Origin of the sequence: Pseudomonas mucoides (genome assembly GCF_015461845.1) — a bacterium.
Lineage (GTDB): Bacteria > Pseudomonadota > Gammaproteobacteria > Pseudomonadales > Pseudomonadaceae > Aquipseudomonas > Aquipseudomonas mucoides.
On the sequence record NZ_JACOPW010000001.1, the window covers coordinates 1,225,288 to 1,239,552 of the forward strand.

At 58.8% G+C, this 14,265-nt stretch carries 14 protein-coding genes; all 14 read right to left on the reverse strand.

Features of this window, described 5'->3' with window-relative positions; all coding sequences use genetic code 11:
* Positions 1 to 7: 7 nt before the first annotated feature.
* Positions 8 to 1,027, reverse strand: a complete 1,020-nt coding sequence (fliG, locus tag H8F22_RS05815; protein WP_007894195.1) for a flagellar motor switch protein FliG — start codon at positions 1,025 to 1,027, stop codon at positions 8 to 10.
* Entirely contained in the window at positions 1,020 to 2,807 is a 1,788-nt protein-coding gene (fliF, locus tag H8F22_RS05820) for a flagellar basal-body MS-ring/collar protein FliF (RefSeq protein ID WP_059181381.1), read from the reverse strand. The genes fliG and fliF overlap by 8 nt, the downstream gene beginning before the upstream one ends.
* A 14-nt stretch (positions 2,808 to 2,821) precedes the next feature.
* Positions 2,822 to 3,151, reverse strand: a complete 330-nt coding sequence (gene fliE, locus H8F22_RS05825) for a flagellar hook-basal body complex protein FliE (RefSeq protein ID WP_008072611.1) — start codon at positions 3,149 to 3,151, stop codon at positions 2,822 to 2,824.
* 171 nt (positions 3,152 to 3,322) lie between these two features.
* Complete coding sequence (locus H8F22_RS05830) at positions 3,323 to 4,708, reverse strand: sigma-54-dependent transcriptional regulator (protein ID WP_027922353.1); 1,386 nt, start codon at positions 4,706 to 4,708, stop codon at positions 3,323 to 3,325.
* A gap of 5 nt (positions 4,709 to 4,713) precedes the next feature.
* Entirely contained in the window at positions 4,714 to 5,919 is a 1,206-nt protein-coding gene (locus H8F22_RS05835; RefSeq protein ID WP_172825915.1) for a sensor histidine kinase, read from the reverse strand.
* Between the two features lie 127 nt (positions 5,920 to 6,046).
* The gene (locus tag H8F22_RS05840) at positions 6,047 to 7,522 is read right to left on the reverse strand and encodes a sigma-54 dependent transcriptional regulator (RefSeq protein WP_027922351.1); all 1,476 of its coding nucleotides are present in this window, start codon (positions 7,520 to 7,522) and stop codon (positions 6,047 to 6,049) included.
* 174 nt (positions 7,523 to 7,696) lie between these two features.
* Positions 7,697 to 7,993: a hypothetical protein gene (locus H8F22_RS05845; protein ID WP_008044601.1), complete on the reverse strand. Its 297-nt coding sequence runs from the start codon at positions 7,991 to 7,993 to the stop codon at positions 7,697 to 7,699.
* A 10-nt stretch (positions 7,994 to 8,003) separates the two neighbouring features.
* Positions 8,004 to 8,399, reverse strand: coding sequence for a flagellar export chaperone FliS (gene fliS / locus H8F22_RS05850; protein ID WP_027922350.1), 396 nt, complete (start codon positions 8,397 to 8,399; stop codon positions 8,004 to 8,006).
* Between the two features lie 128 nt (positions 8,400 to 8,527).
* A complete protein-coding gene (gene fliD / locus H8F22_RS05855; protein ID WP_027922349.1) occupies positions 8,528 to 9,934 on the reverse strand; it encodes a flagellar filament capping protein FliD in 1,407 nt (468 codons plus the stop codon).
* 82 nt (positions 9,935 to 10,016) lie between these two features.
* Entirely contained in the window at positions 10,017 to 10,382 is a 366-nt protein-coding gene (locus H8F22_RS05860) for a flagellar protein FlaG (RefSeq protein ID WP_027922348.1), read from the reverse strand.
* A 74-nt stretch (positions 10,383 to 10,456) separates the two neighbouring features.
* Complete coding sequence (locus H8F22_RS05865) at positions 10,457 to 11,308, reverse strand: flagellin domain-containing protein (RefSeq protein ID WP_027922347.1); 852 nt, start codon at positions 11,306 to 11,308, stop codon at positions 10,457 to 10,459.
* 254 nt (positions 11,309 to 11,562) lie between these two features.
* Positions 11,563 to 11,832 (reverse strand): hypothetical protein, encoded by a 270-nt coding sequence (locus H8F22_RS05870; RefSeq protein WP_027922346.1) that lies wholly within the window; start codon positions 11,830 to 11,832, stop codon positions 11,563 to 11,565.
* On the reverse strand, positions 11,829 to 13,121 hold the full coding sequence (locus tag H8F22_RS05875) for a motility associated factor glycosyltransferase family protein (RefSeq protein ID WP_027922345.1): 1,293 nt from the start codon (positions 13,119 to 13,121) through the stop codon (positions 11,829 to 11,831). Before H8F22_RS05875 ends, H8F22_RS05870 begins: the two co-directional genes overlap by 4 nt.
* Positions 13,122 to 13,217: 96 nt before the next feature.
* Positions 13,218 to 14,144: a ketoacyl-ACP synthase III gene (locus H8F22_RS05880; RefSeq protein ID WP_027922344.1), complete on the reverse strand. Its 927-nt coding sequence runs from the start codon at positions 14,142 to 14,144 to the stop codon at positions 13,218 to 13,220.
* Positions 14,145 to 14,265: the final 121 nt, after the last annotated feature.

A 14,265-nucleotide genomic window follows, 5' to 3' on the forward strand; every position in this document is an offset into this window, starting at 1 on the left:
AGTGACCTTAGATCATCTCTTCGCCGCCCTTCCCGCCGAGAACGATTTCTCCGGCTTCGGCCATACGGCGGGCAATGGTGAGGATTTCTTTCTGCGCGGTTTCCACGTCGCTGACGCGCACCGGGCCTTTGGCCTCGAGGTCGTCGCGCAACAGTTCGGCCGCCCGTTTGGACATGTTCTTGAAGATCTTTTCCTTGACGCCTTCGTCCGAACCCTTGAGGGCCAGCACCAGCACGTCGGAAGACACTTCGCGCAGCAACGCCTGAATCCCGCGGTCGTCGACATCGGACAGGTTGTTGAACACGAACATGAGGTCTTCGATCTGACCGGACAGGTCTTCGTCGACTTCGCGGATCGAGTCCATCAGTTGACCTTCGATCGAGCTGTCGAGGAAGTTCATGATGTCGGCCGCACGCTTGATGCCACCCAGGGTGGTGCGCGAGGCATTCGAGTTGCCGGAGAACTGCTTCTCGAGAATCTGGTTGAGTTCTTTCAGGGCCGCTGGCTGCACAGTGTTCAGCGAGGAGACTCGCAAAATGATGTCCAGGCGTACCTTGTGGTCGAAGTTGCCGAGCACTTCGCCGGCCTGATCCGGGTCAAGGTACGCGACCACGATGGCCTGGATCTGTGGGTGCTCGTAACGGATCACGTCGGCGACGGCGCGCGGTTCCATCCACTTCAGGCTGTCGAGGCCGCTGGTGTTGCCACCCAGCAGGATACGGTCGATCAGGCCGTTGGCCTTGTCTTCGCCCAATGCCTGAGTGAGCATTTTGCGCACGTAGTCGTCGGAACCGACGCCCAGGCTGGTCTGGTCGCCGACGATGTCGACGAACTCGCTCATGACCTGTTCGACCTGCTCGCGGTGCACGTTGCCCATCTGGGCCATCGCTACACCCACGCGCTGGACCTCTTTAGGCCCCATGTGGCGCAACACCTGGGCAGCATCGGTCGAACCGAGGGACAGCAGCAGGATCGCGGCTTTGTCGACCTTGGTCAGTTTGGCGGCAACGGCTCGGTTATCACTCATCTGCGTTAATCCACTCTTTCACGACCTGGGCCACGCGACCCGGGTCTTCTGCCACCAGACTCTTGATTGCATTCAACTGTGCGTCATAGCCTTCGCTCGGGCTCGGCAGCAGGATGCTTTGCGGGCCGCCGAGGCTGACGCGGTCGTTGGCCAGTTCGCCGTCCAGGCCGCCCATGCCACCCAACTCGACGTCGCTGCCGATGCCGGCCAGTTGCTTGCCTTTGCCGCCACCGGTGATGTTGTTGAGCACCGGACGCAGCACACCGAACACCAGCACCAGGATGAACAACACGCCCAGCACTTGCTTGACGATGTCCCAGAACCACGGCTGCGAGTAGAACGGAATGTCGGCAATCACTTCACCGCGTTCTGCGGAGAACGGCATGTTGATCACGCTGACGCTGTCGCCACGGCTGGCGTCGAAACCGACCGCGTCCTGCACCAGGCGAGTGAAGCGCGCCAATTCGTCGGCGCTCCACGGCGCACGGGTGGTTTCGCCGTTAGCCGCGTTGACCTTGACCTGATCGTCGACCACCACCGACACCGACAGGCGATTCAATCGGCCCTGCTGTTGCTTGGTGTGGCTGATGGAACGGTCGAGTTCGAAGTTCTTGGTGGATTGTTGACGCTTGTCCGCCGGGTACGGCGCCAGCATTGGCTGACCGGTGGCCGGGTCCATGATTTGTTGACCGTTGGCATCGATCAACGGCTGGCCTGGCTGCACCATGCCGGCCGAGGCCGTCGAGCCGCCGGTGGTTTGCGGTGCCGAGGCTGGCGACGGTGGCTGGTTGCTCAAGGCACCCGGCACACCTTGCGGGCCATTGCTGGCGGTGCGTTGTTCATTGACCGACTGCTCGCTGCGCAACGCCGGCTGATCCGGGTTGAACTGCTCGGAGGTCGACTCGACGGCGCTGAAATCAACATCGGCAGACACTTCGGCTTTATAGCGATCGTTGCCCAGCACCGGTTGCAGGATGTTGTGCACGCGCTGGGTCAGCATGGTTTCCATGCGGCGGCTGTAATCGAATTGCTTGCCGGCCATGGTCAGTTCGGAGTTCTCCGCCTGATCCGACAGCAGGTTGCCCTTCTGGTCGACGACGGTGATCTGCGATTTGCTCAGTTCAGGAACACTGGTCGCGACCAGGTTGATGATCGCGATCACCTGGCCCGGTTCCAGCGAACGACCGGAATACAGCTCAACCAGTACCGAAGCGCTTGGCTTGCGTTCATCACGCACGAACACCGAGCTTTTCGGAATCGCCAGGTGCACGCGGGCACCCTTGACGTTGTTCAGGCTGGAAATGGTCCGCGCCAGTTCGCCTTCGAGGCCGCGACGATAACGGGTCGCTTCCATGAACTGGCTGGTCCCCAGACCCTGGTCCTTGTCGAGGATTTCAAAACCGATGTTGCCGTCGCTGGGAGTGACACCAGCCGCCGCGAGTTTCAGTCGTGCACGGGACAAATCATCGGCCTTGACCAGCAAGGCACCGGAGTTCGGTTCAACGGTGTAAGGAATATCGGCGGAGGCCAGGGTGTCCATGACCTGCTTGGCATCCATACCGGCAAGGCTGCCGTACAGAGGCCGGTAGTCCGGCTGCTGCGACCACAGCACCACGGCAAAACCAATCGCCACGCTCGCAGCCAGGCCGACCAACAGGCCTACCTGACGCAACATGGTCATCTCGGAGAGGTTTTCCAGGAAGGACAACCCGAACAGCGGCGGTTTGCCGTCTATTGGGGTGGCCTTGGCCGGAACGTTATCGGCGACTGCTTCTGCCATGACTCAATTCGTCCTTAAACCGGCATCTGCATGATGTCTTGGTAAGCCTGAACCAGTTTGTTGCGCACTTGCGTCAACGCCTGGAAAGACACGCTGGCCTTCTGCGAGGAAATCATCACGTCCGTCAGGTCGACGCCGCTTTTGCCGATTTCGAAGGCACTGGCCAGCTGATTGGATGCCTGCTGAGTGTCGTTCACTTTATTGACGGCTTGACCGAGCATGTCGGAAAAGCTGCTGCCACCCAATTCAGGGACTGCGGCAGTCGATTTCGGCGCAGACATGGCATCCATTTGCATGGAGCGCATATCCAGCATCAACCGATTAAATTCAATACCTTGGCTCATGATCTACTCTCGTTGGCGACCCGCAATTTTTTGACACTCACTCGGCGGGTACTGAGGTGTTAGCAACAAGGGTGCCAGCTCCGTGGCCACTGCAAACAAAAGCGCTCCCCTATTCAAGCCATAACGCACTATTTAGCAGCTGGCGAAGCCTGCGTCCGGCTGCTACAGGGGTCAGGTGGCGAACAGGTACGCTTCCACGTCCATGCCGGCGTCACGCATCTGCGCCAGCTTGTAGCGCAAGGTGCGCGGGCTGATGCCCAGGCGCTCGGCGGCCTCTTTGCGACGACCGCGCTCGGAACGCAGGGTATCGATGATCATCTGGAATTCGCGACGCCGCAGGTCATCGCCCAATGCGCCAGCCGACTCAGCATCCACCTCGACTGCTCGCAACGGTGCGGCTGCCAACGTCGGCAACGGCGCACAGGCCACCGGCCCCGACAGGCAGAAATCCTGCGGCTGGATCAAACCACCCTGCTGCAGAATCAACGCACGCTGGATCGCATTGTCCAGCTCACGCACATTGCCCGGCCACGGATAGCCGATCAGGCACGCCTGCGCCTCGGGCGACAGTTTCGCCGCCGCGTGCTTCATTTTATTGACGTGCTTGGCCAGCAGTCGCTCGGCCAACGGCAGGATGTCGGCGGTGCGCTCGCGCAGCGGACGCCAGGCCAGCGGAAACACCGACAGTCGATAGTAAAGGTCTTCACGAAAACGCCCCGCCGCCACTTCACCGGCCAGATCACGGTTGGTCGTGGCAACGACCCGAATGTCCAGGGTGATGGTTTTGCGTGCGCCAACGCGCTCGACTTCACGCTCCTGCAAAACCCGCAGCAGCTTGGCCTGCAGCCCAAGGGGCATTTCGGAGATTTCGTCGAGCAGAATCGTGCCGCCGTCGGCTTGCTCGAACTTGCCCGCCTGCGCTGCGATGGCACCGGTGAACGAACCCTTTTCATGGCCGAACAACGTGGCTTCGAGCATGTTGTCGGGGATCGCGGCGCAGTTGATCGCAATAAACGGCTGACTGGCGCGGTGGGAATGCTGGTGAATGTAGCGGGCCAGCACTTCCTTACCAGTGCCGGACTCGCCAGAGATCAATACCGTGGAATCACTGCGCGCCACTCGGGCGGCCAACTCCAGCAATTGCGCGCTGGCCGGCTCGAACGCCACCGGACCTTCGCCCTCGGCCGTACCGAGATTGCCCAACGCGTGACGCGCGACCAAATCCAGCAAGGCCTTCGGTTCGAACGGCTTGACCAGATAGTCCGCTGCGCCCTGGCGCATCGCATCGACTGCGCGCTCGACGGCGCCATGAGCGGTCATCAGCAATACCGGCAGTTGCGGCTGACGCGATCGCAGCAAGCCAAGCAACTGATGCCCGTCCATGCCCGGCATATTGACGTCGCTGATCACCAGATTGAACGCCTCGACGGCGACTGCCGCCAGCGCGTCCTCGGCCGAACCGACTGCTTTGAAATCGTGCCCCGCCAGCATCAGCGTATCGGCCAGCGCCTCGCGTAGCGCGCGGTCATCCTCGACCAGTAGAACCTTGATTGCCATGCCTTTCATTCCGCTCCCTGAGCGCCGGACTTGTCACCCGAAAAAAGCGGCAGGACCACCTGCGCACAGGTGCCGCGCCCCGGCCGCGAGCGCAGTTGCAATTCACCCTGATGCGCACGGGCCACGGCCTTGACCACGGTCAGGCCCAGGCCGGTTCCGGTGGTCTTGGTGGTAAAAAACGGCTCACCCAGACGCGCCAGCACCGTGCTGTCGATACCACTGCCGCTGTCGCTGACGCACACGCGCAGGCTGTCCTCGCGGGTGTACAAGTGAACCTTCAAACGGACATCACCGGCACTCGCCTGGATTGCATTCTCGATCAGGTTGAGGATCGCCCCGATCAGCGTGTCGCGGTTGCACAGCAACTCGCCAGCATGACTGTCGCACTGCCAACGCACGGGCAGGTCCTGGACCTGCGTCAGTGCCGCCGCTTGCAGCGATTGCATCAGTTGCTTGGGCGTGACGCGATCGGTCAGTGGCAACTCGCCGCGAGCAAACACCAGCATGTCGCGAACCTGATGCTCCAGCTCATGCAGACGCTCTTTCAGGCGACCGGCAAACCGCTGCTGTGTAGCGACCGGCAGTTCCTGCTCGGTCAAGTGACTGGCGTACAGCAAAGCGGCCGACAACGGCGTGCGAATCTGATGCGCCAGCGAGGCAACCATTCGCCCCAGGGAAGACAAGCGTTCGTGGCGAGCCAGTTGATCTTGCAGATGACGGGTTTCAGTCAGGTCGTTAAGCAGCACCAATTGACCCGGCTCGGCGTCCAGCGAGCGAGTGGCGATCGAAAGTCGCCGACCGTCCTTGAGCGAGATTTCGTGACCGTCGTCCTTGCGAGGCGCGAAGCATCGGGCGATGACGTGACGCCAGAGCTCGCCTTCGAGCGGCAGCCCGAGCAATTCACACGCTGCCGGATTGGCTTCACGCACGATGCCTTGGGCATCGATGACGATGACACCACCGGGCAACAGGTCGAGGAGATTTTGCAGACGATTGGCCAGGCGTTCTTTTTCCGCCAGCTCTTGCATGCGCTGGGCACTGACCACCGCCAACTCGCCCTTGAGCTCGGTGACCCGGGCTTCAAGCATGCTGTAGGAATCGGTCAGCTGACTCGACATCTGGCTGAACAGCGCAAACGCCTGCTCAAGGCCAAGCCGGCTTGCCTGCTCTACGGACGACGGTTGTCCCGAAGCGTCTGGGACAGGAGACATCTGGGCGGCTTGGGGCATCGTGCTCTCTCGCTGGCTGACCGTCAGTTAAACGGAACGTTGCGAGGGATGTAGCAATACCCGTGCCTAAAAAAAACCACCCAAAAATGAAGGACTTGAAAAACAGGCGTCAATCCTCCGCCTGTTCATCTCCATCGCGACGGCTCATGCCGTACTTGCGCATCTTTTCCACCAGCGTGGTGCGTCGAATCCGCAGGCGTTCGGCGGCACGCGCGACAATGCCATTGGCATCATCCAGTGCCTGCTGAATCAGGCCCTGCTCCAGACCACCGAGGTAGTCCTTCAGGTCCAGGCCTTCGGGCGGCAGCATGGCGTTGGCGGTGAAGTCCGGGGTGTGACCGTTGATGGCCACCCGCTCTTCCAGATCGCTGCGCAGGCTGTCGACCAGTTGCTCGTCTTCGTCGTCGACGTAGCGGAATTTCTTCGGCAACTCGACCACGCCGATCACTCCGTACGGGTGCATGATCGCCATGCGCTCCACCAGGTTGGCGAGTTCGCGAACGTTGCCCGGCCAGCCGTGACGGCACAGCGACATGATCGCTGCCGAGTTGAAACGAATCGAGCCGCGCTTCTCGTGCTCCATGCGCGAAATCAACTCGTTCATCAGCAACGGGATGTCTTCGACGCGCTCGCGCAATGGCGCCATCTCGATCGGGAACACGTTCAGGCGATAGTACAAGTCTTCGCGGAAGGTGCCGATCTCGATCATGCTTTCGAGATTCTTGTGAGTCGCGGCAATGATGCGCACGTCGACGCTTTGGGTCTTGTTGCTGCCCACGCGCTCGAACGTACGCTCCTGCAGCACGCGCAGCAGCTTGACTTGCATCGGCAGCGGCATGTCGCCGATTTCATCAAGGAACAGCGTACCGCCGTTGGCCAGTTCGAAACGCCCGGCACGGCTGGTGATCGCCCCGGTGAAGGCGCCCTTCTCGTGGCCGAACAATTCGCTTTCCAGCAACTCGGCCGGGATCGCCCCGCAGTTGACCGGAACGAACGGCGCGTCACGACGCTTGGAGTGGTAGTGCAAGTTGCGCGCAACCACTTCCTTGCCAGTACCGGACTCACCAAGAATCAGCACGCTGGCGTCGGTGTCGGCCACTTGCTGCATCATCTGACGGACGTGTTGAATCGCCCGGCTGGTGCCGACAAGGCTGCGGAACAGATTGGGTTCACGGTGACGACCGCGCTCGCGGGCCTGGTCGTACATCTCGCGATAGACCTGGGCACGGTGCAGGGAGTCGAGCAATTTGCTGTAGCTGGGCGGCATTTCGAGGGTCGAAAGCACTCGGCGACGCTGGTCTTCTGGCAGGTCAACGGAAGAATTATCGCCCATTAACAAAACCGGAAGGAACTCATCCCAGGTTGCGAGTGTCTTTAACAAGCCCGTAAGTGCGCCAGGAGCATTGACCGTCCCGATCAGGACGCAGATTACTTCACGACTTGATGACAAAGAGCCGACAGCCTGCTGCCAGTCATGGCTTCCGCAGGGTAAATTTTCTTCACCGAGAAAATTTAAAATCACCGCCAGGTCGCGGCGGCGGACGCTATCGTCATCAATCAGCAGAATTTTGGTTTCACGCCACATGCAATAGCAACTTCCCTAGTCAACTCAATGCCCAAAAATGATGGGGCAAGCTAGACGCTTGCAGACACATTCTGCCTGTACACGCCTGAAATCTGTAACCAGCCACTAGTTAAGTCAAAAAACCGTGCACAGTCAAATTTATGGCGCACTATGTTTGGATTAACCGAGGATTAATTAACCAAACAGATGGTAAACCTTTGCCGCGTTCTGTGCTTGATGGATCTGCGACATCTCGTCGACTATCGCTTGCCTCTCCCCCGTCGCGGCTTCAAGCAGCTGCTTGTAGACCCCCAGCAACTCCTCAAGGTTGTCGCGCAACGCGGCCTCGTCCACCGAAGCCTCACTCAAAACGTCTTCCATGCAGGATCGGCACGCCAGATCCAACTCACCGATGGCTTCCCAATTGCGCTCGGCCAATGCACCGACCAGGGCGTCGCGGGTGTGTTCGATTCGCTGCAATACAAGACTCATGGTGATCTCCTTAAAACTGCGGACCCGGTGCGGCAATACCATCCCAACCGTCTTTGACTGTACGAAGCAAATCAGCGACTTCGTCGAGAATCTTCGGGTCAGTCTTGATGTTGGCTTCAGCCAGGCGCTTCATCATGTAGGCATAGAGATTGTCGAGCTCACCGACGGTTTCGATGGAGTTCTCAAGGTCCAGACCTTCACGCAAACCACCGATGATGCCGATGGCCTTGCCGATCAAAACACCCTTGTTAGGAATGTCTTTACGCTCCATGGCGCCTTTGGCCTGGGCAATACGGTCCAGACCACCTTCCATCAGCATCTGTACCAGTCGATGAGGGCTGGCTTCGGAAGTTTGCGCTTGAGCGCCAATCTTCTGGTATTGGCGAAGGGCTAACATTGGATTCATGTTGTACCTCATCAAAATTCTGTAGTTCGTCTAACCAGTGTATCGACAACGCGTCAAAAAACTTTAGATTCAAATGCAAAAAGCCCGGAGCGCTTGAAAACGCTGCCGGGCTTTTGGCGTTTTGCGTGTTACGAGTTCTTCTGCTGCGCGGCCATGGCCTCGAACATTCCGGTGATGTTGCTGGCGGTTGCCTTCAACTTACCGACGAGGGTATCCATGTCGTTGTACTTTTTGGTCAGTACAGCGGTCAGTGTTTCGACCCGACGATCCAAGGCAGCCTGATCAGCCGTCAGCTTGGTTTTGGTTACATTCAGGTTGGTGGTGCGAGTGTCGAGAATGCCACCGGTATCGGTGTACGGCTTGATCACATTGTTCATGCGTTCGAGCAGACCGTTGGTGCCGGTAAACAGGGTCTGGACTTCGCCACCGAGCTTCTTGTCGTTCATCGCAGCAGTGAACTTGGTGCCGTCGAAGTTCAACGCACCGGTCTTTTGGTCCGTGGTGATCCCCAACTGCGAGAGCACGGTCAGCTTGTCGCCGGCACCGGTCTGGGACAACGGCCCACGAATAGCAGCCAACAGCGAGCGCGGCAGCGGGTCACCGGTCAGCGCAGCCGAAACAGTCGGCTTGCCATCGTCGTCCAGGGACGGCTTGGTCAAGGACGTCACCGCGTTGGCAACGGCGTTGTAGGCGTCGACAAACTTCTGGATCGATGCCTTCAGACCATCGTTGTTGGTCGCAACGTTAACGGTCGATGTACCGGCGCCGGTCAGGACCAGGCTCAAGCCAGAGATCGTCTTGTCGACGGTGTTGGACTTGCTGGTCATCGCCAGGCCATCCACCGAGAACACCGCATCCGCCGCCAGGCCGCCAATCGCACCCGAAGATGTGGCGGTCGGTACGGCCGCCATAGGGGCTGTGCCGTCGATGGTGAGCTCGGGGATACCGGTCGCGGAGATATCGGAACCTGCACCCGTCGTGGTCGAACCCAACACCAGGCGCGAACCGAAGCTGTCGGTCACGATGTTGGCACTCAGGCCGCTGGCCTGGTACTGGCTGTTGATCGAATCACGCACCGATTGCAACGTGGCGCCCGCACCGACGGTCACCGGATAGCTGGTGCCGTTCTGGGTGATGGTCAGCGTGCCTGCCGTGATCGGACTGGTCGCGCCGCCAGCAAAGGCCGCAGAAGCGACTTTCGAGGAGGTAGCCAGACTGGTGACTTTGACCACGTAATTGCCGGCAACAGCGGTGTTGCTGGACGTGGAAGTCAGTACTTTGGGGTCGGAGGACGTTGCCGAATAACCCGTGAACTGAGGGGTGGTGGTGCTGCCCAGATCGGTGAGTGCTTTCTGGAACGTGGCCAGCAGCGACTTCAGCGTACCAATCCCGGAGATGCTCGCCGTGTTGGTCGTGGTCCCACGGTCGATCTGACCTTGTTTGGCCGCTTTGTCAGCGTTGACCAAGGCTTTGACGATAGCACCGGTATCAAGGCCTGAACCTAAACCCGTGCCCGGTAAAATTGGACTTGCCATGTGGAACTCCCTTCAGTGTGTCGCCGGTCTTTTGACCACTACAACGCCCAAAAGAACATAGCAACAAAATTCGTGCCAGCTGTCAGGCTTTCGCGCTGAACAACAAGCTGCTTGCATCATTCAAACTATTGGCCAGTTTCAAGACTTCTTCGTTGGGGATCTGGCGAACCACCTCACCCGACTCACTGGCAATGACTTTCACCACGACTTGCCCTGAAGGCTCATCGATCGAGAACTCCAGGTTACGCTTGACCGACTGAACGAATTTTTCAATTTCCTGGACCGCCATTTTCAGCTTGTCCTGTTCAGTTTGAGCCGTCTTGCGCGCGTCCTTGACGTCGACCACTTTCGCGGGCGCCGCTTGAGGCTTTTCCGCAGCCTTGTCGGCAACCGGAGTCGCGTGCTTGGCCGCCGGATAAGACAAGTTCAGCTTCACGCTCATATCCATGTCCATCACCTCTAAAAGTAAAAAAGCGAGAGGGCACGACCAGCGCACACCCCTCGCCAAAACTCAATCAGCTATTACTGAAGCAGTTTCAGTACAGCGGATGGCAGTTGGTTGGCCTGAGCCAGAACTGCGGTGGAAGCTTGTTGCAGAGTTTGTTGCTTGGTCAGCTGTGCAGTTTCAGCAGCGAAGTCGGTATCTTGTACGCGACCCAGTGCAGCGGCGGCGTTTTCGTTGATGTTCTGCAGGTTGGAGATGGTGCTGGTCAGACGGTTTTGTGCAGCACCCAGGTCGGCACGGCTGGTGTTGATGGTTTGCAGAGCCACGTCGATCTTGGTGATTGCAGCAGAGAACGAAGCCTGAGCAGTTGCCGAGCTGTTACCAGTGATCTGCAGGGTAGCCGAGTCAACAGACAGGGTTACGGCGTCGAAGCCGGAAGCCAGGGTCAGAGTGATCTGGTTAGCCGAACCGGTGTTGGAACCGACCTGGAAGGTCATGGTGCCAGCAGTACCGTCGATCAGGTTTTTGCCGTTCAGGTTGGTCGACTTGGCGATACGAGTCAGTTCGTCCGACATCGCCGCGAATTCTTTGTTCAGAGCGACGCGGTCTTGAGTACCGTTCGAGTCGTTTCGTGCCTGAACAGCCAGTTCACGCATACGCTGCAGAATGTTGGTCGATTCCTGCATCGCGCCTTCAGCGGTCTGAGCGATCGAGATACCGTCGTTGGCGTTTTTGATAGCCATGGTCTGACCGCGGATTTGCGAGGTCATACGGGTAGCGATTTGCAGGCCGGCGGCGTCGTCTTTAGCGCTGTTGATTTTCAGGCCGGAAGACAGGCGAGACATCGAAGTCGACAGAGCGTCGGAAGCACGGTTGAGGTTCTTCTGAACGTTCAACGATGTGACGTTGGTGTTTACTGTTAAAGCCATGACGAATTCCTCGTTGGTTGGGTACTGCGGCTTCCGGCCCTGGCAACCGCCGGGTATGGCCTAGAGAACCTTCGTAATAGTTATCGTCGCCAATGCAACTTGCTTTAGGGGATTTTCAAAAATATTTGCCATCACGTTGCCACCCCCTGTAAATCAAGGGGTTGGCAGCGTGATAACAACGAAAAGCTGACGTCAGGGAACTGTCGGCGACGGGATTGGCGAGGACTCGCCTGCACCGACAGAAGAAAAATTGCTTAAAGGGACAGGCTGTCGGTCAGCAACTCGACCAGTTCGTACTCCAGATAATCTGCCAGGGCGAGCCAGTTCTGTGCTTCCTGACACGCAAACATCTGACCGAGCACAAACGCCCATTGCTGCTGTACGTCCTGCGCCTTGGTATCGAACGTCGGGTGAACCGCACCAACCAGCTCGGTCATCGCCAGCCCCGCTTCTACATCGCGCCCCAGACGGAACAAGGTGGCGCAGTGCTGTGCTTCGGCAATAAAAGATTCACGAGCACTCATGAGGCGATCTCCGGATGAAAAACGGTTCCGGCGATCATCGCCCCTGCCCGACTGCTGTTATAGAAGCGCACCTGCGGATGGCCGGCGATAAACCGCTCCAGCTCACACAAATAGCTGCGGAAATTGAGCTGAGTCTTGATGCGCTGCCCGTGACCATCCAGCACCCAGTGTTTGGCGGCGCCCAGTTGCGGTCCCAGGTCGCCGTCGTTCCAGCCTGCGTGGGTCTTGTCGCCAGGGAAGGCGAAGTCGGCACCGAACAAAGTGATTTGCGTTGCGCCCATCTTCACCGCCAGGTCGGCGGCCGGGTGAATCACGCTACCGCCGACATACAACTCGCCCCTGGGCAATTGCGCACGCAACGACTGATAGATCGGACTGGCGGAGTAACTGCAATGACGTGTCCCTTGCCAGGCTTCGAGCACCAATGGATCGAGCATGGGCATGTACACCAGCGTGATGTCGGCCGTGTCTTCCGGCGGCAAGTGCCGGGCTGAAATGCGCTGGTCGATGCTGACCACCACGTCGGGACGGATGCCATGCTTGAGCAATGGGCGAAAAGCGGTGTCGACGCAGATGAACAACGGCCGCTCAGCCTGGCTGCGAATGACGCGCAATGTCTCGAAATGCTGTTCCAGGCTCGGGCCGGTGGCAATGACGAACACCTCCTGGCCGGGACGGGTAGCGAATAATTCGGTCACGTCAGGATCGGTTTGCACCAGCGCCAGACACGCTTGCATGCGCTCGATAATCTCAGGCGACTGCGGGTCGAACTCTCGGTTGTTGAAGGCCAGGTGAGTTTCGCTGATCAGGCGATCACGAATCTTCGCACTGAAGTCATCGGCCAGGACCAGTTCAGACGGCAAGGCAAAAAACGGCAGCTTGATTTCCGCAAGATCACCGGCATACAGCAGCTCGACTCGCGGATCGCTGAGCCACGGCTGCTGATCAAGCAATTGCAGCACCAGGTTGAACACCGCACCGTTGAGGATGTGCACGTACAAGCGCTCAAGCCCGATGCGCTCAAGCAACGCCGTTTGCAGATCGCCAAGACCGGTGCCGTAAACATGCAGCACCGGGCTGTCGAGCGGCAAGCTGTCAGCCTGGACCCTGGCCTCGCGGCTGCGATCATGGCGGCTGGTCAACTGAATGCCGTTGATGCTCAACGTCGAGCCCAGGCCTTCCACCAGATCCGCCTGCAACAGGCTCGTGTCTTCCACCAGCAAGCGCACAGCCAATGCCGGCCAGCGCTGCTGGATGACATCGACGTTGTGCTCAAAGAACTCGCTCATGCCGCCTCGCTTATTGTCCGGGCAAAAAAATAGCGCTCAAGATTACACCTTGAGCGCTTTTTTTGTGTCTGGCTTTCTTTGACTGAAGCGTCGCCGTCAAGGGCGATAGATGATCGCCGAGCCCCACGACAAACCAACGCCGAAACCACTCAGCGCTACACGCTTCCAGCTGGAATCCAGTACGTGCTTTTCCAGCAGCAATGGAATGCTCGACGACACGGTATTGCCGGTCTCGACCATGTCCTTGAGGAACTTCTCCGGCTCGCCTTCGAAGCGCCGTGCCACGGCATCGACAATGGCCGCACTGCCCTGGTGAATGCAGAACGCATCGACATCGTCAGCCGTCAGTTGCGAATCGGCCAGCAGCTCATGCAAATGCGCCGGGACTTTGAGCAACGCAAAGTTGAACACCTGACGACCGTTCATGAAGAACACGCCATCGGTCACTTTCAGGTGAGGCGCGCCGGAACCGTCGGTGCCAAACTTGGCCTTGCCCAACTGCCATGGAGCGTTTTCGCCCATCCAGGTGGCGGTGGCGGCATCGCCGAACAGCATGGTGGTGTTGCGGTCTTCGGGGTCGACGATCTTGGAATATGGATCGGCCGTGATCAGCAGGCCATTCTTCAGGCCGGCGGCTTCCATGAAGCCCTTGATTGCGTAGATGCCATAGACGTAGCCGGAGCAGCCCAGGGAAATATCGAACGCCGCCACGGTGGTGGGCAGACCGAGTTTGTCCTGAACGATGGCCGCGGTGTGTGGCAGGCCTTCTTCGTCACCGTTCTGGGTGACCACGATCAGCACATCGACCGCTTCACGTTTCAAATCAGGATTATTGGCGAACAGCGCATTGGCTGCTTCGACGCACAGGTCCGAGGTTTCTTGCCCATCGTCTTTGCGCGGCAGGAAAGCGGAACCGATCTTGCCAAGGATGAATTCTTCATCCTTCTCGAATTTTGCACCTTGTGCGTAATTGTCTATGCCGGCTACAGGAACGTAGCTCGCAATGCTTTTTATGCCAATCATTACGGCTTCCCAATAATAAACAGCCCAATACCACCGCTCGCAAGGATTCGAGGGCGCCGACAAACAGAGAAAAACGTCGCCCCGAAGCCGCGACGGCGGGAAGAATAAAAGGCTATCACTG